The organism is Bacillus sp. PK6-013 (assembly GCF_054161445.1).
Window position 1 is genome coordinate 2,794,000 of the sequence record NZ_CP096417.1, and the last position, 24,790, is coordinate 2,818,789.

The window sequence follows — 24,790 nt, forward strand, 5'->3', positions numbered from 1 at the left end:
ATATTGTTAAATGTAAAATGTAAAGAAAAAAATGAGGTGATCCAGATTGAAGCTGACAATTTCATGTCTGCAATTCGATATCGCATACGGCAATCCTTCTGAAAATTTTAAAAAAGCGGAGCAGCTGATCGAACAGGAAAGCCGAAAAGCGGATGTTCTTCTCCTTCCCGAGCTGTGGACGACGGGTTATGATTTAAAAAATCTCGGCTCCATCGCAGATGAAGAAGGCAGGCAAACGAAGAGATGGCTGCAGGAAACGGCAAAAGCAAACCGTGTCCATATCATATGCGGCTCTGTCGCCGTTAAGAAAAAAAGCGGTGTGTACAATATCATGTACATCGCAGACAAAAACGGACATTTGATCAAAGAATACAGCAAAGCTCACCTTTTCCAGCTGATGGACGAACACCTCTATTTGTCAGCGGGCTCAGGCGACGGGAGCTTCGAGCTTGAAGGGATCCCGGCTGCGGGGTTTATCTGCTACGACATCCGTTTCCCGGAATGGATCAGAAAACATACGAAGGAAGGTGCGGGCATCATCTTTGTATCGGCGGAATGGCCGCTCGCCCGCCTCGATCACTGGCAAAGCCTTTTAAAAGCCAGAGCGATTGAAAATCAGTGCTTTGTCGCAGCCTGCAACCGAGCGGGAAGTGACCCGGCAAACGAATTTGCGGGCCACAGCATCATCATTGATCCGCTCGGCCGCACCCTCGCTGAAGCAGGGAGCGGTGAAGCCGTCATCAGGACCGAAATCAACCTCGGGGACATTGAAAAAGCGCGGGGGCAAATTCCGGTTTTTGAGGACATTCGCAGAGATTTATATTAAAAAAGTGTTGACAAGAAAACTGAGATGCTGGTAACATTTTCAGCAACTGACCGAACTGAAATTTCAAAATTTTATATTGATTTCTCTTATCGAGAGTTGGGTGAAGGACTGGCCTAATGACCCCAACAGCAACCGACCGTAATACCATTGTGAAATGGGGCGCGAAATTCTGCGCCGCTAGGGCACGGTGCTAATTCCATCAGACTTTGAATTCTGAGAGATAAGAGAGGCGAACGCGACAAATCAGCCTCTTTCTCTCGATGAGAAAGAGGCTTTTTTATTGTTAACGACATTTAGGGGGAATCACACATGACCGTAACGAAAACCGCAGCATACGAAACTTTGACCGAAAGCTCCGCGGCCGCGCTGGCCGTCCGCCTCGGGCTTTTTCCAAGCAAAAGCACCCTGACATGCCGGGAGATCGGGGACGGAAACTTGAATTTGGTCTTCCGCGTGTATGACAAAGAGCAGCAAAAAGGGCTGATCATCAAACAGGCGGTGCCTTATGCGAAAGTCGTCGGCGAAAGCTGGCCGCTGTCGCTTGACAGGGCGAGAATCGAAAGCAGTGCGCTGATCCGCCAAGCCGAGCATGTCCCGCACCTTGTCCCGAACGTGTACTATTCTGACACCGAGCTTGCCGTTACCGTATTGGAAGACCTTTCTCACTTGGAAATCGCCAGAAAAGGACTGATTGACGGGAAGGATTATCCGCACCTGTCGGAAGACATCGGAGAATTCCTTGGAAAAACACATTTTTACTCGTCTGAATATGCACTTGACCCAACAGTTAAAGGGCGGCTTGTGAAGCAGTTTACGAATCCGGATCTGTGCGGTATTACAGAAAGCCTTGTGTTCACAGACCCTTTCTTTGATCATGAGACAAACGATTTCGAAGAAGAGCTTCGCGATGAAGCGGAAGATCTTTGGCGCAATGAAGCATTAAAAATTGAAGCGGCAAAACTGAAACAGCGCTTTTTGTCCGCAGAGGAAACGCTGATCCACGGCGACCTTCATACAGGCAGCATTTTCGCAAGTGAAGAAGCCGAAACGAAAATCATCGACCCTGAATTTGCGTTTTTCGGCCCGATCGGGTTTGACATTGGACAGTTTATCGCCAACCTGCTGCTGCACGCGCTTTCCCGCGAAGAAAACAGGCGGGCTCCTTTATACCGCCATGTCGAGACCGTCTGGCATACGTTCAGCCGGACATTCAGCGAAGCATGGGAAAACGATGCTCTTGACGCTTGCAAAAATGAGAAAGGACGCCTTGAATCAGTTCTGAAGCAGACGTTTGAAGACACAGCAGGCTTTGCCGGCTGCGAAATGATCCGCCGGACGATCGGCCTTGCCCATGTGGCGGACCTTGAAACAATCGTTCCGTTTTCCCGGAGAATCAGCCAAAAAAAGCTCGCCCTTAAAATAGGCGCAGCATTCATAGAAAAACGCAGCGGTTTCCGGACGCCAAAAGACTTGATTGAAGCGTTTCGGAACGCGCTTAAGGAGTGAATGACATGCCTGAACAATTTGCGGTGCCCCGCTCTGTCGAATGGGAAGAAGCATCGGTAAAAATTCTGAACCAGCAAAAGCTTCCCGAAAAGACGGAATACCTGCACCTCACAACAAAAGAAGACGTCTATGATGCGATTCAAACGCTGAAAGTAAGGGGTGCACCTGCCATCGGCATTACAGCCGCCTTCGGACTCGCCCTTTGCGCACAAAGCATCGATACATCTGACGTTTCCGCGTTTCTGGTGGAACTCGGAAAAATCAAAGATGAACTCAATCAGGCAAGGCCGACAGCCGTCAATTTATCCTGGGCTCTCAATCGGCTGGTAAAAAGTGCGGAGGACGCAAAATCGGTCAATGAAGCAAAAACAAATCTGATCCATGAAGCTATTCAGATCCAGGTTGAAGACGAAGAAACGTGCCGGCAAATCGGACAGAATGCACTGCATTTGTTCAAATCGGGTGACAGCATCATGACCATCTGCAATGCCGGCTCGATTGCGACAAGCAGGTACGGTACGGCCCTTTCCCCATTTTATCTTGCCAAAACAAAGGACCTCGACCTTCATATTTATGCCTGTGAAACGAGGCCTGTCCTGCAAGGGGCGCGCCTGACGGCGTGGGAGCTTATGCAGGGGGGAATTGACGTGACGCTGATTACAGACAGCATGGCTGCCCATACGATGAAAGAAAAAAACATTTCAGCCGTCATTGTCGGAGCGGACAGGATCGCAAGAAACGGAGATACAGCCAATAAAATCGGAACATACGGCTTGGCAATCCTCGCCAAAGCCTTTCAAATCCCGTTTTTTATCGCCGCTCCCCTGTCAACTTTTGATGTTTCGATTTCATGCGGCGACGACATTCCGATTGAAGAACGCGATCCGGATGAAGTCAGGCTGATAAACGGAACGCAAATAGCTCCGCAAGAGGTGCCAGTGTTCAACCCTGCTTTTGATATCACGCCGCACGATTTAATCTCTGGCATCATTACGGAAAAAGGGATTATCACAGACAGGTTTGAAGAAGAAATTGAAGCGCTGTTTTCCGCTGAAGCCCTTACTTAGGCCGCTTTAGCGGATTTTAATCGATTTGATGATGTCTTTCTTCTGCTCTTCGGTCAACACGTGCAGCTTGACGAACAATTCCGCGTATCCTGCTATTTTGTTCGGGCGGTTCGTTTTCACTTATTCGTCCTCCTTTTTTACCAAGACCAACATTTTTAACTTAATAAAATTATATGTCGCTGACGAAAAAAAGAAACGGCGTGCTCGTATATTATTTTCCCTTATACGCAATATTTTCGATGTCGAGCAGCACCGCTTTTTTATCCGTTTCATTTCCGGAGTACCCCGTTAAAGAACGATTTTTGCCGATGACACGGTGGCACGGGATCAAAATCGGCAGCGCATTTCTTTTATTGGCCTGGCCGATTGCGCGAACCGCTTTCGGATTCCCGACGGCGCACGCGATATCTAAATAGCTCCGTGATTCACCGTACGGGATCAACTGCAGCGCCTCCCACACTTTTTTCTGAAACGGGGTTCCATCCTGGCGGAGAGGAAGGGTGAACGTCTTCCGCTCCCCCCTGAAATATTCTTCGAGCTGGCGCTTTGCCTCCTTCAACAATTCCGTTTCGGTCCGGCGAAGCTCCAAGCCGTCTTGCTGGAGCTGTTTTAGTTCATCTTTTTCAAATAGCAAATGCGTAATGTGGTGATTTTCCTCGACAATGTAAGCTTGTCCAAAAGGCGAGGTCATTTCAATATAAAAGCCCACGATGCGATTAAGCCTCCTCCTCATGATGCTGTCTGATCGGGAGAGTCAGATGGAATGTCGTGCCTCTCCCTTCTTCACTTTCAACTTCGATTTTTCCATTATGCTCTTCAATAATTTTATAACTGACCATGAGCCCGAGTCCAGTGCCCCGTTCTTTTGTCGTGTAAAAAGGTTCGCCGAGCCTCTTCAATTTGTCTTCTGTCATGCCGATTCCTTCGTCAGCAAGCGAGATAATGATATGGTCGTCTCCTTTCGGTTTGATCGACACATATACGTTGCCTCCGTCAGGCATCACTTCAATCGCATTTTTCAAAATGTTGATAAATACCTGTTTCAGCTGATTCGGCTCGCAATAAATCAGCGGAATGCCGCCTTCGCACTTCAGATGCATCTGAACGTTGTCAAGGTTTGCCTGTGCGTGCAGCAAATCCATTGTGTCCTGCATGATTTTGACGATATTTTTTTCTTCATACATAATCGCCTGCGGTTTTGCAAGGATGAGAAACTCCGTAATAATCGATTCAATCCTTTTGAGTTCTGATGTGATGACATTAAAGTAAAGCGCGTGATCCTCATTTTGGATGCTGCCTTTCAGCAGTTGGATAAATCCCTTTAGCGCCGTCATCGGGTTGCGGATTTCATGGGCAATTCCGGCTGCGAGTTCGCCGACGACGTGAAGGGTATCAGACTTGCGGAGCCGCTCTTCAAGCTCTTTTCGTTCTGTCACGTCTCTGAGCATCGCCAAGTTCATATTTTGAATGATATTTCTTTTAAATGAAAATTCAAGAATCCGTTTTTGGTCGCTCAGCAGGAATGGGATGTCATTGTCCATTTCTTCTAAGGAAATCGTTTTAGCGGGAGAAGCTGCGTTTTCTATATGATAGCCGGAGATGACATCAAGTAGATTGGACGTTTTCAGCTGTTCAAGAGGGGTGCTGAGAATTTTTCCGGCAAGGGGGTTCGCATCGATAATGTCGTACTGGTTGTTGAAAAGAACGATTCCGTCCATTGATCCGTTGAATACTTTTCTGAACTTCAATTCGCTTTCCCGCAATTCTTGTTCCATTCGTTTTCTGTCGCTGACATTTCTTAAAATGGTTAGGTCCTGGCTGTCGAACATGATCCGTTTTGACGTGAACTCAAGCTCTTTATATTGTCCGTTTGCCATACGAAACAGCAGTTCCGCCCGGATTTCCCCTTTTTGATCATACTGCTTTTGAATGGCATGGTACCTCTGATCGGTTTGATCAATAAAATCGGTCATCTTCTTGTTGAGAAGCTGTTCCATCGGCAGTTCGAAGATTTTGCAGGCCGACTGGTTCGCTTTGACGATGCGGCCGTCGTTATTCATCAGTATAATGGCATCCATCGCATTTTCAAAGACTTCTCTAAAGCGTTCTTCGCTTTTAAACAGCTGTTTTTCCATCGAGCGCTTCTCGGTAATATCCCTCATAATCGACATGTAAAAGCCGTTTAAAATGTTCGAGGTTATCGTAAGCTCAAACAGCCGGTCTTCTCCTGATCTGAGCCGGACAGGAAGCTCCCCTTTTGCTTTCCCTCTTCTGAAAAGAGCATTCCAGATTTTATCGAGCCGCCCCTTGTTTTCAGGGGATACGAATTGAGACAGCTTCAGTTTTGAAAGCTCTGTTTTTTCAATTTCGAAGCTCTGGCAAAACGAATGGTTCGCATCGATGAAACAGCCTTGTTTATCAAAGATGACGATTCCTTCAACCGCGCGGTGAAACAAATCTTTAAACAGCTTTTCATTAATGGTGCGCTCCCGCTCCAATATTTTTTTCGATGAAATGTCCCTCATGACGACAAAATAGCAGTCTTCACCGATTCCTTTGCTTGCAGTAAACTCGATATATTTGACAGATCCGTTGTCAAGCCTGATGGCCACTTCTTTTTTCGCATATCCCCGCTCCAAAAAGCGTTGAATGCTCTGGTTCAGTTCATCCGGCGGGACGGCGTGCAGGAAGTCGAGCGCCGACCGGTTCAGCAAATTCTTTTTTTGGCTTTGCAGAATTTTGCAGGCGGCATCATTCGCCTGGATGATGTTCATCTGTTTATCCAATATAAAAATAGCGTCCAGCGTCCCGTTAAACAGCAGCTCATACTGATACAAATCCGCTTTCAGCTTGGCGTTCTCTTTCTTCAGTCTGTTCAGCTGGTTTTGCAGATTTAAGGATTCATTCAAATCAAGAGTTTCCTCCATTTATTACACTCCTTCTTGAAAACCTGTCCTCCAATTATTCTACAAACCGGAAAATCTTCCTTCATTTGTTTCGAACTTTTACAACCTTTCCGCCTATTTTACAGGAAGATGACGATATAAAAGTTCCTTACTGTTCAATTACATCGACCTAACAATAAGACTTAATGCATAGGAAAACACATGCTTTCTATTTTAAAATTTTAAAATGAGGCCAGACTGGTGGAAGACGTCATTCCGGAAAGAATGTTCCGGGGTTCAGACGCTTCCCGCACCGGCGCCTCCTGAAAATGTTTGTGAAAGGGTGATGTTATGGCGACTTCGCGCGACAGCTATTTCGACAATGCAAAATTCCTATTAATTTTTCTCGTCGTATTCGGACATATAATCAGGTCCTATATTCATGATAATGATGCTCTGCTTCATATTTATAAATTTATTTACACGTTTCATATGCCTGCTTTTATTCTCATATCAGGCTATTTTGCAAAAGGGTTCAACCGCCCCGGCTATGTCAAAAAAATCGCCTGGAAGCTGATTATTCCTTATTTGATTTTCCAGGGAATCTATACGCTGTTTTATTCCTTTATCGATGATCAAAGCTTAACGGCCGCAAATCCGATTGAACCGCAATGGTCGCTTTGGTTTTTGCTGAGCTTGTTCTTTTGGAATATCCTGTTGTTTCCATTCACAAAACTGCCGGCGAAATGGGCGTTTGCCGCAAGCTTTGCGATCGCCGTTCTTGTCGGATATATCGACTTGATCAGCAACACGCTCAGCCTGTCCCGCACGTTTGTTTTCTTCCCGGTCTTTTTGGCGGGCTATTATTTGCAAAAAGACCATTTTAAAATACTGAGAGGCTGGAAAGGCAAGCAGGCCGCTCTAGCCGTTTTAGCAGCAACGTTCGTTTTCTACTTTTTTGTAGACTTCGATTACTCCTGGCTGTTCGGGTCCAAACCCTATTCGGAATTCGGCGATGTCGGGATAAAAAGCGGGTTAAACCGAGTGGCGCTCCTCGTCATCACGTTCGCTTCAACCTTCGCGTTCATGGCGCTTGTGCCTGAAAGGCGGTATTTCTTTACCCTGTGGGGAACGCGCACATTTTATGTCTATCTGCTGCACGGCTTTATCATCAAGTCGTTCAGAAAAACGGGAGCGGAAGAATGGCTTGCCGATTATCAAAGTCTGACACTATTAATCATCGCCACGGCGATTTTAACTTTCTGCTTATCAAGCGGATTTGTGAAAACGGTCGCCCAGCCATTCATCGAATTGAAAATGACGAATTTAATGAGGATGTTGAAAAAAGACAACGGATATAACCCTTATTTAAAATAAATGAAGGTGCAAATCGTTTCCGATTTGCACCTTTCAGATTGTTGAAAAAATCGCAAAACAGCTTTTTTGTTTTGCGATTTTTTCATCCCATCAGCGTGATTGAAAACCCTTGCAGTCTAGGAAGGCCGAGCATCGGAGCGGAGCGAATGTTGGAATTCGTGAGCACCGACGCGCAGGCCTGACAACGAATGCGAGGGTTTGTCGACACGCTGGAAGGTGCAAATCGTTTCCGATTTGCACCTTTCTCGTTTGATCCGCAGTTTTAATCTTTATCCCGCTGCTGTCCGTCCGCCTTTTTGTTCTTCTTTTTATTGTTCTCGATCACATCAATCAATTTAAAGGCGTTGACATCGCCCAGTTCGTTTGAAAATTCCTCTTGAAGCACATCTGGATTCATCGGTTTTTTATGGTTTTGCATATCCTTGCTTTTTTGATGTTTTTTCATTGGCGCGATTCTCCCTGCTTCCCTTGTTTCGAGTTGCGGTTGGCGCCCCTGTCTCCGTTTTCGGCATCATATTGGGTCATGTATTGATGATCATGCATGCTTTCAGCAGGCGTTTTATTGTTAAGAGCCGCTTCATTTCTGGCAACTTTTCTTTTCATGATGACATTCCTTTCTTTTGTCGTTTCATCCATATCCTTTCCGTTTCCGTACATTCCACACATCCAGTTTTCGGCAAAAAAATAAGCACCCTGAAGGGTGCTTATTTAAACACTTTTTTCACTTTATTGACGACATATGAGCTGCCGCCGCGATCTGACACATCCTCAATCATCATCGTGATTAAAAGGTTTTTGTTTTTGTAATCATAAGCGGTGAACCAGCCGTTTTCTTTACCTTTTTCGTCTTTCTTCGTTTTCAGCTCGGCCGTTCCCGTTTTCCCTGCGATCGTGAGCCCTTTGACAACCGGCTTGTAAGCCGAGCCGCGAGGGTCTTCTACAACGCCTTTCAATCCTTTTGTAATCGCTTCTGCTCCGCCTGTGGGCAGTACGTTTTTATGCCATATTTCTTTCTCTTCGCCGTCCTTTTTGATCAGGTGCGGCTTGATCAGATTACCATCGTTCAAGAAAGGCGTATAGCTTGCCGCGAGGTGTATCGGCGACATCAGCATTTGCCCCTGTCCGTATCCTGAATCGGCAAGGAGAATATCCGAGTCGATTCCTTCGTTTGATATGGAGGAAGACTTCGTCGGGAATTCATAATCAAGTTTTTCGTCGAAGCCGAATGATTTCAGGCCTTCGACAAATTGATCCTTCCCTGTGTCAAGGGCGGTCTGCGCGAAATAAATGTTGTCGGAAGTGATCAGCGCGTTTTCCAGGTTGACATCGCTTAATCGATCGGAAACCCGTGTGACTTTATATCCGCCCCATGACGAATCTTTCTGCCATTCCTTCCCTTCGATCTTCTTAGGTTCATCCGCTTTGATCGCGTCATTTTTCAGACCGATTGAAGCCGTGATCGGTTTGATCGTTGAACCCGGAGCATAGGTTTTATTAAATTTAGAGGTGAATGGCGCAGACGCATCTTTGTTGAGTTTTTCCCATTCTCCTTTTTTCCAGCCGAACAAAAACCCGTTCGGATCGTATGAAGGCGCGCTGACAAGCGCCAACGTTTCTCCAGTCTGCGGCTCTAACGCAACGGCAGCACCGGAGTCATCTTTTAACTGGTTGTACAGTTCTTCCTGTTTGTTGATATCGATCGTGGTATGGATGTCTTTTCCGTCTTTTGCATCCTTTGAGGCAACCGTCGCGTTTGATTCAGGAATCGAAATCGTCCAGCCGATTTCTCCTCTGAGTTCTTTTTCATAAATGTGTTCGAGACCGACGATTCCGAGCAGTGAATGCTCGCTGTAGCCTTCTTTATTCTGCTTTAATTCCTCTTCGGTAATCGGCCGTATGTAACCGGTAAGATGTGCGGCTTTTTCACCGTAAGGATAGTATCTTGATTGCGTGTCTTGTTTCAAAACCCCGGGAAGAGAGGTCGCTTTTTTAAGAAGCTCTGTGCTACCAGGCTTCACTTTTTTCAAGGGAACGAATGATTCGTCCGTCACCCAGCTTGCGGACAGCTGTTTTTCGATGTCTTCTTTTTCCATGTCAAGCATGTTCGCGAGCTTTTTGATGACACCATCTTTATCATCTCCGAGCTGCCCCGGAACGACGCCGATTTCAGGCACTGTCGCATTCGTAGCGAGTTTCTTTCCGTTTTTGTCATAAATGATGCCTCTCGCTGGTTCCTTGGCGGTAATCCGGATGGTCTCCCCTTCCTTCAGCTGTGAAAAAATAAAGGATGGGTTCCAGTTGACTTTCCATGACGTGTCACCGTCTTTTTTTTCTTTGACAAGCTTTGCCTTCCCTTCAAAAGAAACGGGGCCGGCCAATGTATTCATGCTGACTTTATACGGTATTGTCACTGCATCTTTTTTCTCTTTATTTTTTTCATCTTCATCGTTATCGACGGCTGAAACCTTCAAATCGGAAACTCCGATCTGTTCATAAATGGATTGATTGCGCTTGATGAAATCGTCTTTTGAAATCGATTTTTGCGCTTCAGCCGACAGCTGTTCATACATTTCTTCAAATTTTTGATCGTTCCATTTGTTTACATATTGATCCATGCTTTCTTTTGCTGTCGGCTCGTTAGAACAGGCTCCGGCGAGCAATAGAAATCCGGCGGCTATAAACAAATGGATGACTCTCATTTTCATCGTTGCTTCCCCCTTTTTTTCAATCCGCCATTTAAGCATTATATCATACAAATAAATACAGCGACCGACTTTATGATCATAAAAAAAGACAGTTTAACTAAACTGTCTTTCTTATCCGATAATTATTCTTTCCTTTGGATAATGGTAGTTCGCTTCGATTTCTTTTCTGCCGAATAAATAAAGTAGCGTGACAATGCCGATTCGGCCGATGAACATCAGAAGGATGATGACACTTTTGCCGATCGTGCTCAAATCTGAAGTAATGCCCATCGACAAGCCGGTCGTACCGAAGGCGGAACACACTTCAAACAGCAGTTCAAGCAAAGAATGTTTTTCCGTCATTGTCAAAATGAGTGTCGAGCCGAAAACGAGAATAACCGCCATCAGCGTCACAATCAATGACTTCATTAAGTCCGCCTGGTGCAGTTCACGTTTGAAAATCTTCACCGATTTATTTCCCCGCGCGAAGTGATACAGCGCCAACAGGTTTAAGGCAAAGGTCGTTGTCCGGATGCCCCCGCCGACAGAGCTTGGCGAAGCGCCGATGAACATGAGCATGCACATAAACAAAATGGTCGTATGCGTGAATTGGCTGATGTCGATCGTCGCGAGTCCGCCGCTCCTGGTCGTCGTCGACTGGAACAGCGAATAGAATATGACTTCGTGCCACGATTTTCCTGAAAAGGCAAAGCGCGCTTCCGTGGCGAATATGCCGATCGCGCCTCCAATCACTAAAAGGAAAAAAGTGACTGATGTCAGTTTGGTAAACAGGCTGAAAGTGAATTTGCGCTCTTTGCTGAGCAGAAAATCCTTTACCTCAATCAGCACCGGGAAGCCGATCGCACCCAAAATCAACAGCATGATGACGATAAACTGGACAAAATAATCGTGCTGAAACGGAATCAGCGAGTTGCCGGTAATATCAAAACCGGCATTGGTCGTTGCGCTGATACTCGTAAAAAACCCGTGTATAAAGGCTTCCCCAGGTGTATCAAAATACTTTAAAAAGTAAGTGCCGAGAATCAGCCCGCCAAACAGCTCGATCAGCAGGATCAAGCCGAGCACGTGCTTCATCAGCTTGACAAGGCCCGATAAGTTGGATTGATTTTGATCGGTCATAATCAGCCGGCGCTCTTTCAAACCGATCCGCTTGCCGAAAATCAGCCAGACGAATGTTCCGAGCGCCATCACACCGATCCCGCCAAACTGCAAAACAAACGCCAAAATCCATATTCCGGCTGTGCTGAATGTATCAGCTGTATCAACAACCGTCAAACCGGTTACGCTCACTGCGCTCACCGCAGTAAAAAGGGCATCGATAAATGACCATTCCACATCATTCTTGTGTGCAACGGGCAGACTTAATAATATAACGGAAACCGTCACCGCCAAAAAATAATAGAGCGCGATCAGCTGTACAGGAGACAGCACGCGCAGTAGTTTTTTCAATAAAACCTTCATAATCGTTCCTTCTTTTCAATATTCAAAAGTTGCGCTTCTTGTGTATAACGTGTTCCATTTTAAAGGAAACATGCTCTTATGTACAGCCGATTTTCGATTTTTAAATTTAAAAAGCAAACCCCCTTGAAAAAGGGGGTTTGCATATTGATTATTTTGCTTCCAGACGGCGGATTCTGTCGCTTAAATCAGGGTGTGTTGAGAAAAGCGATGTGTGCTTTTTCCCGTTGATTTTCAAAGTGGCAACAGATGCCTGCTCTTCTTTGACTCTTGAAGTGTACTGCTCAAGCGAGCGGAGCGCGTGAATCATCTTATCCTTGCCTGCAAGGTCCGCTCCTCCTCTATCCGCATGATATTCGCGGTGGCGGGAGTACGCAAACACGACAAGGCTTCCGAGAATGGAAAACACGATTTGGAATACGATGACCGCGATAAAGTGAACGATCGGCGCCAGCTCTTCACGGACAACGCGTGAAACAGCCCATGCCGCAATCCGGGCGAAGAAAACAACAAACGTGTTGACGATTCCCTGAAGGAGCGTCATTGTCACCATATCGCCGTTTGCGATATGCGCGACTTCGTGAGCAAGAACGCCTTCCACTGCGTCGTCATCCATTTCCTGAAGAAGACCCGTCGATACAGCGACAAGCGAGCGGTTTTTGGACGGCCCCGTCGCAAAGGCATTCACTTCGCGTGAATTGTAGATGCCGACTTCAGGCATCTTTGTCAGTCCGGCAGCGCGGGACAGCTTATATACCCGGTCAACGAGCTGCTGCTCTTCGTAGCTGAGCGTTTGCTTATCAGGATTCAGCACCTGAACGCCCATCGCCATTTTCGCCATCCATCTTGACATCAAAAGCGACATAAAGGAGCCGACAAAGCCGACAACCGCACTGAATACGAGAAGCGCAACAATATCGATGCCGCCGCCAGCCGTGAAATACGTGCCTACGCCTGTCAGCGAACCGATAATGGACAGCACGATACCGATCGTCGTAATAACTAAAATGTTCGATAAAAGAAAGAGAAAGATTCTTTTTCCCATGATTACCTCCATGTTATAATAAGATCAAATGAACTCGTATAATAAAATTATACGGCATAGAATTGAAAATGCAAGTGATAAGACGTAAGATAATGTTTATATTGTTTGCTATTTCATTTTAATACATAATGAGGTGGAATGATGAAACCTTTTAAACTGACTCGCCTGGAAATGGCCAAACTGATGTACGCTTTAAAAGGGCAGCTGGATGTCAGTCCGCTTGCGATTCTTTTGAGATCGGCCGATTTGGCGCCCGATGAGCCGGAAGACAATTTGGACATCCCCGAATTCATTGTCCGGTACGAACGAAAAAAGCCAAAAACGGAACACGGGCTTTCCACAAATGAAATTGTTGAACTTGGAAATTTGTGCGAACTGACATCCTTAAAATCGACAGCCATCCAAAACTGGATCAAACGCGATATAAAAGATTTGATGGGACATCCGGAACTGGGCAAAAAATATTCCATCGACCAAGCCGTCATCCTTCTCATTGTACGAGACTTAAAATCGGTTTATGACTTCGAAACGATCCGTCCAATCTTAACAACGGTTTTTAATACGATTACAGACCGCTCAGATGATGTGGTGAGTCCGCTGCGCTTTTATGAAGGGTATGCGCGGGTTCTCGATTATGTGTACCGGATCAAAGACTATACGCTGAATGAATCGGCGCTCGAAAAAATCATCATCGAGCAGACTGGACAGCTCCGCGGTTTTTATCAAGATCTGGCCGATCCCGAATGGAACAAAGCGAGAGATATCACCGCTGTCACTGTGCTATCCGTTATCGCTTCGCACATACAGGCAACCGCCCATTCCATGATTGACAGCGTCTTCTTAAAATATGGTATGAAGTAATCGCCGCTGACCGGTGCGCCTGGCTATTGAGCCAGGCGTTTTTTTACACCTTCAACAATTGCCAGCATAAAAAGCCTCAGTCCATTTCAAACTAAACAAGCAGTACCAATTGAAAAAGGAGTTGAGAATCATGGCAAGAACGAATAAACTCGTCGTTCCCGGGGCGGAGCAGGTTTTAGACCAGTTCAAATATGAAATCGCCCAGGAGTTCGGCGTCCAGCTCGGCTCGGACTCGGTCGCTCGCTCAAACGGGTCTGTAGGCGGGGAAATGACAAAACGACTTGTACAGCAGGCACAAGCTCAAATGAATGGGCATACTGACAAATAAATACCCTATGGTTTATTCGCCGGGCCCGCTCGGCGGATATTCTTGTTGATTTGTTTGGTCAGAAGGTTTTTTCTCCTTTTGATAAGGAGTTTTAGGGCTCTCTTGATTTGTGCCGGAACCGCTTCTCTGCGTTCCTTCCTCCGACTGCTGACCGTCTTTGTCATTATGGTTATGTTCTTGAGGGTTTTCGGTATTAGGGGATTTTGACTCCTTTTCTTTTTCCATTTCTTGATCAGATTGAGAGTGATCTTGATCTGAAGGTTTTTCGCCGTCCGGATGATCTTCCGTGTCTGATTCTTCATCATCCATATGTTGTTCCGGCTGATCTTCTTCTTTCACAGCTTTCTCTTTTTCTCCTGTATCTTCTCCCTGATTTTGATCATCTTTGTTATCTTCATTGTCATCATCTTTGTTTTTGTCTTCTAATTCATCTTTGTGGGAACGGATATAACGGCCTGTTGAGATGCCTTCTTTTTGTGCTTTTGCACGCGTATCAAGGTCTGATTCCACCGCTTCCATCTTATAGTTCTGCTGCTCGTATTTTTTCGCTACATGATCGATTTCGCTTTTTACCGTCGCCTTATATGTGTCATCTTTATTGTTTTCATATACGGTGGCGATAAGCACTTCTTTTGATTCGGTGACATAACCGCTCTTATCGCTGTCTTCGACAATTTCACTGATCACTTCTTTAAAGTCAGACTTTTCCCAATTTTCTATACTGCTCATTAAGTCCTTCCCATCCTCGTTCAGCGGCACCAAATCGATAACTTCACAGTTTTTGTTGAGTGTCAATTCAAAGCTTGGATTGATATCGATCGTCATATAGGCGTATGCTTTATTGTTTAAAACATCAGGGATGATCATGAAAGCGAGCAGCATGATCGCCGCGATTGAAAAAACGCCTGCTTTCAGCGGACGGAGCGAAAGCAGATCAAAAAAGCCCGCACGCTTCCTCGACATTCTTGTCTCCGCGGGAAAAGCAATTTCCTGACCGATTTCATAATCTTCCTCTGTGCTCTTTGCTTTTAAAAATTGTCCGTCAGGGGTTAGCAATGTGACGAATTTTTTATTTTTTTCTACAATAATTCCTCTTCTCATGAATTGAGCACCCCTTTTAGATAATCTTTAAGGTAAACATAATCGCCCGTTATAATGATCGCCATAGCAATGATATATTTGCGGTTTCTCTCTACGGTTTTTCTGCTGACAGCCACCAGCTTTTCAAGCTGTTTGACGGGAAGCTGCTTTTTTTCAAACAAGATCTTTTTTAACTCTTCATGTTCGACTAGCGTATATGCCACTTTGATGGCGTTTTGCCTTGCATCCGTATGTTTCGGGGAATGCTCCAGCAAATCGGAAAAAGACAGGCCAAAACTTTTAAGCCTTTCTTTAAAATGGAAAATCTCCTCCCGCCTCTGCTCCTGTTCGAGCATGCGGTTGAATTCATGAATGGAAAGCTCCGCTTCAATCATGCTTTGAGAGGATTCCTGTTCTTCTCCTTCTTGCATGTCCATATTGATATTCTGGGCATTTCTCGCTTCTTTTCTGATATAATCAATGACTTTGCGCTTAATGATCAGCTCTGCAAATGCCAGCAGAGAATTTCCTTTATCTGAAGAATATTTTTCAATGGCTTCATTGAATGCAATCAAGCCGATGCTGAATTCATCATCTTTTTCATCTATATATCGTTTGCACACGGATGAAACCGTTTTAGCCACAAAAGGCTTATACTGATGGATAAGCTCGTTTTGCAACTGCTGATTTCCTTTTTGTATGCTTATTACAGACTCTTCTAATGATTGTTGTTTCTTTTTTCCTGTCTTAAACAAAAGGCTAAGCACTGGTTTCACCTCAGTTCCTCCCTATACTACTCATTAATGATAGCTAATTTGATAGGGATTCGCAAAGGAGAAAACGCGGTATTCATTTCTAATTTTTCAATTGTGACAATGATTTGTTTGATCTCCTAGAACAATTCGTGATCTGTTTGACGATTAAGGGGGTTTTCCCGCCGTTTTTGTAACACGCCTGTTAATAAAATGAAATCTTATTTCGGTTGGACTAGGGCAATCATCCCTGGTGCTTCCCAGTGCGGGCAAACAAAAAAGACCGCCGGTGAAAGACCGGCAGTCTGGCGAAAGCTGTTTACTCCTCTGCAGCTTTATTCTCGTGTTTGTTCGGATTTGTCATAAACCATCCCCCGAGCGCAATAGCGATCAGCACCGCCCAGAAGATGAACTTCCAAGTACCTGAATGAATAAAATGTTCAGAGACGATGTTGATTTGCGGGTGTGCGAGCGTATAGAGCGTCAGTTTCACACCAACCCAGCCGACAATCAGAAAAGCAGCCGTTTCCAGGCTCGGACGTTTCTTTAACAAGTTCACAAATTGACTTGCAGCAAAACGCATAATAATCAGTCCGATAATCCCGCCGGCTAAAATCACCATGAACTGTCCGCCGTCAAGTCCGCCGATTTGCGGCAGGTTCGTTGCCGGAAGTGTGACAGCCAGCGCAACCGCCGCCAAAATCGAGTCGACGGCAAACGCGATGTCCGCCAGCTCAACTTTGATAACCGTCGGCCAAAAACCGCTTTGCTTCGACTCTTTCACCTTTTCGTCCTTTTTGAAAACATGGGTTTTCAAAATATGGTGAATGGAGATGTAAAGCAGATAGACGGCGCCGATCGCCTGCACCTGCCAGACGTTGACAAGAAAAGAGATCGCAAACAAAGCGCCGAACCTCATCACAAACGCGCCGGCCAACCCGTAGAAGAGCGCTTTTTTTCTGTCTTTTTCAGGCAAGTGTTTAACCATGACCGCCATGACGAGGGCATTGTCCGCGGCCAAAATACCTTCCAGCCCGACTAGGATGAGAAGAACCCAACCATATTCAAGTAATAATGCTGCATCCATTTTATAATTCCTCCTAAGTGATTGTCTCTTTCTCTTATTCCCGCTAATGCAGCAGGGTATTTTCAGAAAACAAAAAAGACCTCTGCCAACATTAGGCAAAGGTCTTGCTAGACATGGTTATCATTGATTAAATCATGCCAACAAAGCCGATGGATGAACATCCATGAACTGACGACTTTGTTTCCGGTTTTAACATCCGGACGCTACTCCCCTTTGGGATAAAAGAAAATATTGAATTATAAGATAATATTAACCTCATATGCGCCCGGCTGTCAATCCTTATTTTTATTTAAAAAAGTTGAAACGCTTTGCGATTTGACTTTCTTCCGCCTGCCTTTCACCCAAAGGTAAAGAACGAACAAAACGATGAATCCGATGCCGACCGGAAGAAGGTATCCGTCCAATAGGCTGCCGACTTTGCTCCAGTTTTCGCCGAGGTAAAAGCCTAAATAGACATAGACGAACGTAATCGGCGTGATCGCAAGGAATGTATAAATACAAAACACCCACACGTTCATTCTAGCGAGTCCGCACGGAATGGAAATCAGCGTTCTGATGCCCGGTATAAACCGGCCGCTGAATGCGACAAACCCCCCGTGCTTTTCAAAAAACCTGTCCGATTTTTCGAGCGCTTCAGGCTTAATGAAGAAGTATTTGCCGTAGCGCTCCAAAAACGGCCGCCCCCCGTACCTCCCGAGCCAGTAAAGCGTCAGCGGACCTGCGACACCTCCCAGTGAACCTGCGGCAACGACCCCGATCAGCAACATATCGCCTTGATACACCCAGTAGCCGGCAAGCGGCAGAACGATTTCAGCCGGCACGAATTCGATGCACAGCGCCAGAAAAATCCCTAAATACGAGAGGCTCTTAAACGCCTCAGCCAATGATAAAATAAACTCCTCGATATCGACCACAACCTTTGACGATTGATAATTTCAAGTTCCAAAGAACGTACAAAAACGATTTTAACACAATTCAGGAAAATTGAAGAGCAAAATGGGAAGTCCTCCTTAGAAAGAGCAGAAGGATATCATTTTTTATTGGCGAATTTCATTATATATAGTATAATTCACGAATTATACCGGATGTAGCGCTATTGCCGCTTTTTTTATGTCAACGGTTAAGAGTACGGCAGTCTGGCCTTTCATAATACAGTATAGAAATTCAGATTTTTCATCATAGTACAAAAAGGCGGAGAAGAAAGTGACAGAAGTTTTTGGTGAATATAATGGATGGTTCGTTCTTTTATCCTATATCACTGCGGTTTTGGCAGCATACACAGCCCTTGATTTATCGGAACGGGTCGTCCATACAAAGGGCAGGAAAAATATCGGATGGCTTTTGGCCGGATCCCTCACGATGGGGCTTGGTATCTGGTCTATGCACTTTATCGGGATGCTGTCATTTCAGACAGCCGAAGAAATGAAATACGATTTGAGATTCGTCTTGCTTTCGATTGTTGCCGCTTTCGCAGGCTCGCTCATTTCATTTTATGTTGTGAATGGAAAAGAACCGACGAATGCAAGACTGGCGGCGGGCTCCCTTGCAATGGGAAGTGCGATCGCATCCATGCATTTTCTCGGGATGGAGGCGATGGAGAATATGACAATCGTCTATCATCCCGTTCTTTATGCCGCCTCTTTTGCAATCGCCATTTTCGCCTCCTTCGCTGCCTTAAAACTGTCAGTGGTATTCGCCAAAAAAACCGGCTCCTTTCGGATCTTGTTCATTAAAATCGGAAGCGCGCTTTTAATGGGCGGCGCCATTTCCGGCATGCACTATACAGGAATGGCAGCAGCTACGCTTTTCATGACTGACGGCCGTGATACGGGCCGCGAAGGAATCGATGCAATTGAACTGGGCATTATGATCGTACTTGTCAGCCTGATGCTTCAATGCTTCTTGATTTTCGGCGCCTTCACTGACAAGCGTCTGCTGTTTCATATCGAGAAAATCAAAGATAATGAGGAACGGTTCCAGTCCTTAATTAACCACAACATTGATCCGATCTACGTGTTTTCACTTGAAGGCAAAATGCTTTCCGCCAATTCATCGGGATACAGCCTTCTTGAAAAAATGGGAGTTGAGCCTGAGCGCCTGTCTTCGTTTTTTCGACAGGAGGATCATGACAGACTGCTCAACTGGTTTCTTCAGGTCCAAAATGAAAAACAGGCCCTCAACCGCGACACGGAAATCGAAATAGCTGAAAAGCGTTTTGATGTAAATGTGACGCTGATACCGGTGTACGTCAGAAAGCAGCTTGACAGCATTTATGTCATTTGCAAAGATATGACAAACCAGCGTGAAGCAGAACGCAAAATCCATAGAATGGCTCACTATGACGCGTTGACAGATTTGCCAAACAGACGGTATGCAGTCGACCATCTCGCAAATGCTCTGGAGCGGCAGAAGACGGGGACGGCCGTATTGTTTTTGGATTTAAACCGTTTCAAAGTGTTTAATGACGCCCTTGGCCACGACGTCGGAGATCTGCTGCTGGTGGCAGCAGCACAGCGTTTGGCGCATTGTGTGCCTGATGAAGGCTTCATCGCCCGGTTAGGCGGTGACGAATTTATCATTGTCGCCCCTTTACAAGGGACAGATCAGCTGACCAGGCAATTGATCAGTCAGTTTGAAACGCCTTTTCACATTAAAGAGCACCGCCTCAAAACATCCGTCAGCATCGGAATCGCCGTTTCTCCGGCCGATGGAACAGACGGTGATGAGCTGATGAGAAAAGCCGACATGGCCATGTACGCCGCGAAGCACAAAAGCAAAAGCAGATATCAATATTTTTCATCTTCTCTCGCCAGAAAGAACAGGCCGTCTTTGCAGGAGGAAACCAAGCCGAACTAAGCGCTTTCTCCAAGCAAATCACTGTATGGCGCAAGCATCCGGGCTTCGGCCCGGATGCTTTTTTTCGCTCTGCGTTATCCATAAGTTGCTATTCATGAAACAATCTGCAGAGAGGCATCAATAAAAGAAAAGGAGTTGAACCGAACCGATGCATACGATGTGGAAAGGCTCAATCAGCTTCGGCCTTGTCAATATCCCCATTAAACTGTTCGCAGCGACAGAGGATAAGGATATTAAATTAAGGTCGCTTCATAAAGAATGCCGCGCCCCGATTCAGTATGAGAAAAAGTGCACAAACTGCCACCAGGAAATCGCGCCCGACGACATCGTCAAAGGCTACGAATATGTTAAAGGCAAATACGTCGTCTTATCGGACGATGAGCTGAAACAGCTCAAAGAAGAGCAGGAAGACAAAGCTGTCGAAATTGTTGATTTTGTCCAGCTAAAGGAAATCGACCCCATCTATTTCAACCGTTCATATTTCGTCGGACCGGGAGATAACGGTGTAAAAGCGTACTCACTTTTGCGCGAAGCGCTCAGAAAAACAGAAAAGATCGGAATCGCCCATATGACCATCCGCTCCAAAAAACAGCTCGCCATTCTTCGCGTCTACGAGAACTGCATTTTAATGGAGTCTATCCACTACCCTGATGAAGTCCGAAACGCGGCCCACGTACCCGGTGTTCCGGAGGAAACCGCGGTCAACGAAAAAGAGCTGCAAACCGCGATTTCACTAATAGACGAGCTGACGACGACATTTGCGCCTGAACAATATGAAGATACGTACAGACTTGCGCTGATGGATAAAATCAAAGAGAAAATCGATCATAATGAGGGTGTCACACCAAATGCCGGAGCCGCCGCTCCGCGCGAGGATGTCATCGATCTCGTGAGCGCTCTCCAAGCCAGCATCGAACGGACAAAAGCGCCTGACCGGGAAGCTGCAAAAACGCCTGTTGCAAAAGGAACCGGGGAAAAAAAGAAAAAAACATCGCGCAAAAAAGCTTCAGAGGCAAAATAAAAAATGGGAATTACGATGCAGCCCGTGTTGACCACATCCGCTCCTTCAGGCGGCAATTGGCGGTATGAAGCCAAGTATGACGGGTATCGGGGGCTTTTAAAAATTTCTGCGGCCGGCGACGTTTCGCTCATCAGCAGAAACGCGCAGCCGCTCGAAAACACATTTCCGGAAATTACGGAATTTGCAAAAAGCATGATCGAAAATCTCAAAGAACACTTGCCGATCACGATTGACGGGGAAATTGTGTCGTTGACAAACCGTTTTCGTTCCCGGTTTGAATACGTCCAAAAAAGAGGGTTAAGCAAAAAGGCCGAGTTGATTGAACAAGCTGCCGCGAAGAAACCGTGTCAGTACCTCGCTTTTGATTTACTGGTCTTTAAAGGAGAAAGTTTAACCTCACTCCCCTATACCGAACGAAAACGCGTGCTTTCCGACCTGATGAAAGAACTCGGCTTGCCGATGGCCCCCGATCCGATGGCTCACGCACGAATTCAATACATCCCTGACACTTCAGATTTCCATGCTCTATGGAATGCTGTTAAAAGGTTTGACGGCGAGGGAATTGTTGCGAAGAAAAAAGACAGCCGCTGGGCTGAAAATAAAAAAACAGCCGAATGGCTCAAGCTCAAAAACTACAAAAAAGCAGCTGTATTTATGACAGGCTACAACATGGCAAACCGTTATTTGACAATCGCCGTCTATGACCGCGGTCAAATCAAAGAAGTCGGTTCGGTTTCCCACGGACTCGGAGAACAGGAAAGAAACGCCATTCTTTCAATCGTCAAGCAGTACGGAACCGAAACAAAGCCCGGCGAATATACCATAGATCCGTCGATTTGCATGACGGTCCATTATTTAACGATTCATTACGGGACATTGCGCGAGGTGTCGTTTGTTTCTTTTGAATTTGACATGGCTTGGGAAGATTGTACTTACAAGCGCCTGCTGCTTCATTCAAGAAACGTCCACCCCGATTTGCAGCTGACAAGCCTTGATAAAGTCATCTTTCCTAAAAGCAATAAAACAAAAGCGGATTACATCGGATATCTGAATGAAATCGGCGATTTTCTGCTTCCGTTTCTCGACAATCGGGCGCTTACCGTTATCCGTTATCCGCACGGTTCCGGCGGAGAATCTTTTTTTCAAAAAAACAAGCCCGACTACGCACCCGAATTTATCACGACCATTCGGGATGACGAGCACGAGCATATCATCTGCAGCGATTATTCAGTTCTGCTGTGGCTTGCCAATCAGCTTGCACTGGAGTTCCATATCCCTTTTCAAACAGCGGATACGACCCGTCCGACCGAAATCGTTTTCGATCTCGATCCGCCTTCAAGGTCGGAGTTTTCACTGGCCGTCAGAGCCGCGAATGAATTGCACCGTTTATTTGAACAGCTTGGCCTCTTGTCTTTTCCAAAGCTGTCGGGAAATAAAGGGATACAAATCTATATTCCGATTTCAAAAAACGCCTTTACTTATGAAGAAACCCGCCTTTTCACAAGCTTTGCGGCTTCTTATTGCGTCTCACTTTTTCCCGATCTGTTCACAACCGAACGCCTGATTAAAAACAGGGGCGGAAAACTCTATATTGATTATGTGCAGCACGCTCCGGGAAAAACGATCATCTGCCCGTATTCCACAAGAGGCAATGAGATTGGCACAGTGGCCGCACCACTGTTTTGGGATGAAGTCCATTCAGACTTGGCACCCTCAAATTTTACGATGGAGGCTGTCATCAAACGCACAAAGGAGCTCGGATGCCCTTTCGAAAGCTTCTTCAGACAGCCCCAAGACAAACAGATCAAAGCTATTCTCGATCACTTAAAAGAAATTGACCGTTCGGAAAATTGACTTTTTCAGCGAAACAATAGGTGCTGGCTGTGGATTCCGGCTTTTTTTAAAAGGGCCATCAGCTGCTCCTGTTCCTCTTTTGTCAAGCCTGAAAAAGCCCGCGCAATTCTCAGGGAGTGGATCGGATAAATCTCATCGAGATATGCCTTTCCCTTCTCTGTCAAATTCGCATAGACAGACCGTTTATCTTTCGGGTCCTGCTCTCGTTTGATGAAACCGTTTTTTTTCCAATTTGTCGATCACATAGGTTACGTTTCCGCTTACAAGGAGCAGCCTCGAGCCGATTTGCTGCAGCTTTTGGGCTCCCCTCGTATACAAAAGCTCCAATACAGCAAATTCTGTAGGATTAAAGCCGTGTTCCTTGCTGTCCCGAATACTATGTTCTGAAACGCTTTTAAAAGCCCTGGCAAAAACCTTGTACAGCGACATAGCACGGTGAACTTCTTCCTCATTAAACGAAAGTCTCATATCATCTACCTCTTATACTATTTTCTTAAAATGAACCCGGGAAATGAAAACCCTTACAAATGTAGAAAAAGAAAGGGTCATGCTTTTCCCATATTCTATAAGTATATATTTTCGTTATTCGAAAGAAAACTCCTGCTTATTTTTTTTAAGATATTAAAAAGAAGCCCGTTTTTTCAAAATGGCCGATTTTGAACACGGGCTTTATTTTTCCGGAAAAAATAAAAATATTCTTTTCTGAGCTCCGTAATCGTCATCCTCTGCAAAACATCCTGATTATACTCACCGAGTGAGCTCAGTTTTTTTGAGTAATGGTTTCTTTCCTTTTCCAAAGCGTTTTTTAACAACCTGCTCATGATCTTCTCCTTTCATTTTCGTGTGTTGTAATATAAGAATAGACCTTATTTATTAACCAGGATTTAAGGCCGTGTAAAGTTTGCTTTCACTCCCGCTTCCGGATTTAAGAGGACTTTTGATAAAAGCCGTTCTGCACCGCCCTCAGCAGCGGAAACGCATCCTTTCCGGCAAGATTCATTAATGTCTCGAGCAATTCGTCTCTTTTAATGTCTAAAGCAACGATTTCTTTGGCGAGTGAGACCGCTTTGTGTTCCTTCATCCAATGATTCCCCCTCATCAGTCTGTATCTACAGCATACAAAACACTTTTACCCCTTGCATGGTTCCTGTAAACTTTTCTTCCGCGATTTTTTTAAAAGTTTTTCAACAATGTTAGATTTTCTAACAAACGTCAGGTTTTTTCGCGCGTTTTCTTATATAATACAAAAAAAGTCATCTTAGGGGTGGGAAAATGACAGTCGAAGATCTTTCTTATAAAGATAAAAAAGTGATTTCTATTGGCATTGTCAGCGAGCTGACGGGTTTGTCGGTCAGGCAGATCCGCTATTATGAAGAACGCAAGCTGATCTATCCGCAGCGCTCTTCAAGAGGCACGCGCAAGTATTCCTTTGCTGACGTCGAACGGCTGATGGAAATCGCAAACAAGCGGGAAGACGGTGTTCAGACGGCAGAAATCCTCAAAGATATGCGCAAAAAAGAACAGAGACTGAAAAACGACCAGCAGCTCAGAAAGAAAATGCTCGAAGGACAGCTTAACGCTCATTTTAAATACAAAAACCGCTAAAAAAACGAATCATACCCTCCGGATGATTCGTCACCTGTTTTCCTGCTGTTTCGTTTCCTTTATGTATCCGATGAAATCAATCATAACGCCTTTATCTGGATCATTGCGTATCCGAAACGCGATCGTTCCGGGCTGACCGGTATTTTCCATCTTGTAAGCGGCATGAAACACATGGATGCTCGCTTCAGAAATTTGAAAATCATCAGCACGAAGCCCGGAAATTCCCCATTTCTGTTTGTTTTCCAGGATTGTTTCCGGAGAGGGGGTTGCGCCCTCCACGTACAACCGCTTCATCTTTGACACATCATCGTTCAATATCGCCTCAAGCATACCCTCGACTGCGACGAGCCGCCTGTCTTTTCCTTCATCTTCATTCTGACAGCCGGCAGCAACCATTGCAACGGCTAAACAAATCAGCACAGCTGCAAATCTTCTCATACCAATCCCCCCTGATCTCTGCCTAAAATATATAGGCTT

The 24,790-nt window shown here is 45.5% G+C and carries 25 protein-coding genes, 1 pseudogene and 1 riboswitch; of the genes and pseudogenes, 10 read left to right on the forward strand and 16 right to left on the reverse strand.

The window, feature by feature from the left end; translation table 11 throughout:
- The first annotated feature begins 46 nt into the window (after positions 1-46).
- The 3 genes from M1E03_RS14110 (at position 47) to mtnA (ending at position 3,399) form a co-directional block, all read left to right on the forward strand.
- Positions 47-826 carry a carbon-nitrogen family hydrolase gene (locus M1E03_RS14110; RefSeq protein WP_020451137.1) on the forward strand — a complete coding sequence of 260 codons (780 nt, stop codon included), beginning with the start codon at positions 47-49 and terminating at the stop codon, positions 824-826.
- 83 nt (positions 827-909) lie between these two features.
- Positions 910-1,053, forward strand: a riboswitch (SAM riboswitch).
- Positions 1,054-1,135: 82 nt separating this feature from the next.
- Positions 1,136-2,332 carry an S-methyl-5-thioribose kinase gene (mtnK, locus tag M1E03_RS14115; RefSeq protein ID WP_458110474.1) on the forward strand — a complete coding sequence of 399 codons (1,197 nt, stop codon included), beginning with the start codon at positions 1,136-1,138 and terminating at the stop codon, positions 2,330-2,332.
- A gap of 5 nt (positions 2,333-2,337) precedes the next feature.
- A complete protein-coding gene (gene mtnA / locus M1E03_RS14120; protein WP_026579811.1) occupies positions 2,338-3,399 on the forward strand; it encodes an S-methyl-5-thioribose-1-phosphate isomerase in 1,062 nt (353 codons plus the stop codon).
- Between the two features lie 6 nt (positions 3,400-3,405).
- Here the strand turns inward: mtnA and M1E03_RS14125 are convergent, their stop codons facing one another.
- The 3 genes from M1E03_RS14125 to M1E03_RS14135 form a co-directional block, all read right to left on the reverse strand.
- Positions 3,406-3,519: a hypothetical protein gene (locus M1E03_RS14125; RefSeq protein WP_023857319.1), complete on the reverse strand. Its 114-nt coding sequence runs from the start codon at positions 3,517-3,519 to the stop codon at positions 3,406-3,408.
- A 91-nt stretch (positions 3,520-3,610) separates the two neighbouring features.
- Positions 3,611-4,108, reverse strand: coding sequence for a methylated-DNA--[protein]-cysteine S-methyltransferase (locus M1E03_RS14130; protein ID WP_020451134.1), 498 nt, complete (start codon positions 4,106-4,108; stop codon positions 3,611-3,613).
- Positions 4,109-4,115: 7 nt separating this feature from the next.
- Complete coding sequence (locus M1E03_RS14135; RefSeq protein WP_268461708.1) at positions 4,116-6,326, reverse strand: PAS domain-containing sensor histidine kinase; 2,211 nt, start codon at positions 6,324-6,326, stop codon at positions 4,116-4,118.
- 309 nt (positions 6,327-6,635) lie between these two features.
- Here M1E03_RS14135 and M1E03_RS14140 point away from each other — a divergent pair, with 309 nt between their 5' ends.
- Positions 6,636-7,661, forward strand: coding sequence for an acyltransferase family protein (locus M1E03_RS14140; protein ID WP_219192145.1), 1,026 nt, complete (start codon positions 6,636-6,638; stop codon positions 7,659-7,661).
- Between the two features lie 262 nt (positions 7,662-7,923).
- On the opposite strand, the gene M1E03_RS14145 is transcribed toward M1E03_RS14140, so the two are convergent.
- From M1E03_RS14145 to htpX, 5 genes are all read right to left on the reverse strand, one after another.
- Complete coding sequence (locus M1E03_RS14145; RefSeq protein WP_020451131.1) at positions 7,924-8,106, reverse strand: hypothetical protein; 183 nt, start codon at positions 8,104-8,106, stop codon at positions 7,924-7,926.
- Entirely contained in the window at positions 8,103-8,318 is a 216-nt protein-coding gene (locus tag M1E03_RS14150) for a hypothetical protein (RefSeq protein WP_023856450.1), read from the reverse strand. Before M1E03_RS14150 ends, M1E03_RS14145 begins: the two co-directional genes overlap by 4 nt.
- A 47-nt stretch (positions 8,319-8,365) precedes the next feature.
- Positions 8,366-10,366 (reverse strand): penicillin-binding transpeptidase domain-containing protein, encoded by a 2,001-nt coding sequence (locus M1E03_RS14155; protein ID WP_458110475.1) that lies wholly within the window; start codon positions 10,364-10,366, stop codon positions 8,366-8,368.
- Positions 10,367-10,477: 111 nt separating this feature from the next.
- The gene (locus tag M1E03_RS14160) at positions 10,478-11,827 is read right to left on the reverse strand and encodes a TrkH family potassium uptake protein (RefSeq protein ID WP_025811989.1); all 1,350 of its coding nucleotides are present in this window, start codon (positions 11,825-11,827) and stop codon (positions 10,478-10,480) included.
- Positions 11,828-11,975: 148 nt separating this feature from the next.
- Positions 11,976-12,869, reverse strand: coding sequence for a protease HtpX (gene htpX, locus M1E03_RS14165; RefSeq protein ID WP_020451127.1), 894 nt, complete (start codon positions 12,867-12,869; stop codon positions 11,976-11,978).
- A gap of 141 nt (positions 12,870-13,010) precedes the next feature.
- Between htpX and M1E03_RS14170 the strand changes: the two genes are divergently transcribed.
- Positions 13,011-13,730 (forward strand): DUF1836 domain-containing protein, encoded by a 720-nt coding sequence (locus M1E03_RS14170; RefSeq protein WP_458110804.1) that lies wholly within the window; start codon positions 13,011-13,013, stop codon positions 13,728-13,730.
- A 130-nt stretch (positions 13,731-13,860) separates the two neighbouring features.
- A complete protein-coding gene (locus M1E03_RS14175) occupies positions 13,861-14,058 on the forward strand; it encodes an alpha/beta-type small acid-soluble spore protein (protein WP_020451125.1) in 198 nt (65 codons plus the stop codon).
- 12 nt (positions 14,059-14,070) lie between these two features.
- On the opposite strand, the gene M1E03_RS14180 is transcribed toward M1E03_RS14175, so the two are convergent.
- The 4 genes from M1E03_RS14180 to M1E03_RS14195 all read right to left on the reverse strand — a co-directional run bounded on the left by M1E03_RS14180 (position 14,071) and on the right by M1E03_RS14195 (position 17,891).
- Entirely contained in the window at positions 14,071-15,159 is a 1,089-nt protein-coding gene (locus M1E03_RS14180) for an anti-sigma factor domain-containing protein (protein ID WP_065643306.1), read from the reverse strand.
- A complete protein-coding gene (sigI, locus tag M1E03_RS14185) occupies positions 15,156-15,914 on the reverse strand; it encodes an RNA polymerase sigma factor SigI (RefSeq protein WP_023856784.1) in 759 nt (252 codons plus the stop codon). Before sigI ends, M1E03_RS14180 begins: the two co-directional genes overlap by 4 nt.
- A gap of 295 nt (positions 15,915-16,209) precedes the next feature.
- Entirely contained in the window at positions 16,210-16,977 is a 768-nt protein-coding gene (locus tag M1E03_RS14190) for a TerC family protein (protein ID WP_020451122.1), read from the reverse strand.
- A 272-nt stretch (positions 16,978-17,249) separates the two neighbouring features.
- Positions 17,250-17,891: a DedA family protein gene (locus tag M1E03_RS14195; protein WP_026579816.1), complete on the reverse strand. Its 642-nt coding sequence runs from the start codon at positions 17,889-17,891 to the stop codon at positions 17,250-17,252.
- A 289-nt stretch (positions 17,892-18,180) separates the two neighbouring features.
- On the opposite strand from M1E03_RS14195, the gene M1E03_RS14200 reads away from it, so the two are divergent.
- The 3 genes from M1E03_RS14200 (at position 18,181) to M1E03_RS14210 (ending at position 22,708) form a co-directional block, all read left to right on the forward strand.
- Positions 18,181-19,833 carry a diguanylate cyclase domain-containing protein gene (locus tag M1E03_RS14200; RefSeq protein WP_214485535.1) on the forward strand — a complete coding sequence of 551 codons (1,653 nt, stop codon included), beginning with the start codon at positions 18,181-18,183 and terminating at the stop codon, positions 19,831-19,833.
- A gap of 148 nt (positions 19,834-19,981) precedes the next feature.
- Positions 19,982-20,854: a non-homologous end joining protein Ku gene (gene ku / locus M1E03_RS14205; RefSeq protein WP_026579818.1), complete on the forward strand. Its 873-nt coding sequence runs from the start codon at positions 19,982-19,984 to the stop codon at positions 20,852-20,854.
- A gap of 3 nt (positions 20,855-20,857) precedes the next feature.
- A complete protein-coding gene (locus M1E03_RS14210) occupies positions 20,858-22,708 on the forward strand; it encodes a DNA ligase D (RefSeq protein WP_458110476.1) in 1,851 nt (616 codons plus the stop codon).
- Between the two features lie 5 nt (positions 22,709-22,713).
- On the opposite strand, the pseudogene M1E03_RS14215 reads toward M1E03_RS14210, so the two are convergent.
- The 3 genes and pseudogenes from M1E03_RS14215 to M1E03_RS14225 form a co-directional block, all read right to left on the reverse strand.
- A pseudogene (locus M1E03_RS14215) lies at positions 22,714-23,176 on the reverse strand (MarR family winged helix-turn-helix transcriptional regulator).
- 173 nt (positions 23,177-23,349) lie between these two features.
- Positions 23,350-23,529: a hypothetical protein gene (locus M1E03_RS14220; protein WP_020451116.1), complete on the reverse strand. Its 180-nt coding sequence runs from the start codon at positions 23,527-23,529 to the stop codon at positions 23,350-23,352.
- Positions 23,530-23,633: 104 nt separating this feature from the next.
- Positions 23,634-23,789, reverse strand: a complete 156-nt coding sequence (locus M1E03_RS14225) for a hypothetical protein (RefSeq protein ID WP_020451115.1) — start codon at positions 23,787-23,789, stop codon at positions 23,634-23,636.
- A gap of 191 nt (positions 23,790-23,980) precedes the next feature.
- On the opposite strand from M1E03_RS14225, the gene M1E03_RS14230 reads away from it, so the two are divergent.
- Positions 23,981-24,313 (forward strand): MerR family transcriptional regulator, encoded by a 333-nt coding sequence (locus M1E03_RS14230; protein ID WP_020451114.1) that lies wholly within the window; start codon positions 23,981-23,983, stop codon positions 24,311-24,313.
- Between the two features lie 30 nt (positions 24,314-24,343).
- Here M1E03_RS14230 and M1E03_RS14235 read toward each other — a convergent pair whose 3' ends face one another.
- Positions 24,344-24,751, reverse strand: coding sequence for a hypothetical protein (locus M1E03_RS14235; RefSeq protein ID WP_020451113.1), 408 nt, complete (start codon positions 24,749-24,751; stop codon positions 24,344-24,346).
- Between the last annotated feature and the right edge of the window lie 39 nt (positions 24,752-24,790).